Origin of the sequence: Methylobacterium sp. WL103, assembly GCF_008039885.1 — a bacterium.
GTDB lineage: Bacteria > Pseudomonadota > Alphaproteobacteria > Rhizobiales > Beijerinckiaceae > Methylobacterium > Methylobacterium cerastii.
Window position 1 is genome coordinate 1 of sequence record NZ_VRUX01000848.1, and the last position, 1,427, is coordinate 1,427.

Sequence of the window (1,427 nt, forward strand, 5' to 3'; positions counted from 1 at the left end):
ACGCCCGCCGTCGCGCGGCTTGCGCCGCGGGACGGACCGGGCCGGGTTTGCGCTCGCCCTTGCGAGCGATCGCCCGAGGGCCCGGAACGTCGACGGCGATCCGGGCGGCGATCCGGGCGGCTCTTCGGCGTCGCGCGATGGGCCGACCGCGCCTGAACCCGCCCGGACCTGGCGCGACGCCCCGTCCTCGCAGGTCTCGCCGACGGCGACCGCGGAACGGGGCTGGGGCGGCCTGCGGGGGTTCGGGCGCACGATGCTCCGCCTCACCCTGGTCCGGTCGCGGACCGTCACCTGGATGAGCGCGGGCTTTGCCGCCCTCGTCGTGATGATCGCCGTCGCGGTCGCGGGCGTCGTCTACCAGCAGCACGGGAGCGACGCCGTCCGCCATACGGTCGAAGTCGACGGCCGCCTCGCACGGGTCCTGTCCGCGTTGCAGGATGCCGAGACCGGCCAGCGCGGCTTCATCATCAGCGGCGACGAGGCGTTCCTCGGGCCGTTCCTCGCCAGCCGGGAGGCCTTCGAGCGCAACCTCGACCGCCTGCGCGAGCGCGTCGCCGACAACCCGGAGCAGCTCGCGCAACTCGTTCGCCTGCGGGCGCTGGCGCATCGTTTCGCGGGCGAGCTCGACCAGGGCGTCGCCCTGCGCCGGGCGGGCGACGCGGCGGGAAGCGCACGGCTCGTCGCCGAGGGGCAGGGCAAGCGCACGATGGACGCGATCCGCACCCTGGTCCGCGAGATGGAGGCGCGCGAGGCGGCCCTGCTCGACGCGCGGCAGGAGGCGGTGTCGCGCGTCGCCCTCGCCGTCTGGGCGGCCGTCGCGGCGGTCGTCGTGCTCCTCGCCGTGCTCGCGACCACGGCCTTGCGGGAGGCCGGCCGCCGCGCGAGCCTGGCGCGGTTCCTCCCCGAGGAACTGTCCGGGCGGCTCGCGGACGCCGACGACAGCCTCCGGGTCGGCCGCCGGCAGAACGCCGCCGTGGCCTTCGTCGACATGCGCGGCTCGACCACCCTGGCCGAGAACCTCGACCCGCACGAACTCTCGGCCTTCCTCACCGCGTTCCGGCGCCGGGTGATGCGCATCGCCCGCCTTCGCGGCGGCGTGATTGACAAGTTCATCGGCGACGGGGCGCTGGTCGTGTTCGGCCTGCCCGAGCCGCGGCCGGACGACGCCGCGCGGGCGCTCGCCTTCGCCAAGGACCTCGTCGCCATCATCGCCCGGTGGAACCTCAAGGACGACGGCCACGCCCCGGTGCGGATCGGCGTCGGCATCCACTACGGCGACCTGTTCTGCGGCATCATCGGCGAGGACATGCGCCTGGAATTCACCGTGCTCGGCGACACGGTGAACGTCGCCGCCCGCCTGGAGCAGGCGACCAAGGCGCATGGCGTGTCGATCCTGGTCTCGGACGCGGCGCGGCAGGCGGCGGGCT

Annotated in this window: 1 protein-coding gene; it reads left to right on the forward strand. The window is 74.9% G+C overall.

What is annotated here, in order from left to right; all coding sequences use genetic code 11:
* Positions 1-253: 253 nt before the first annotated feature.
* Positions 254-1,427 (forward strand): CHASE3 domain-containing protein (locus FV222_RS26025; protein WP_147816012.1); only part of this gene is annotated, 1,174 nt, incomplete at its 3' end.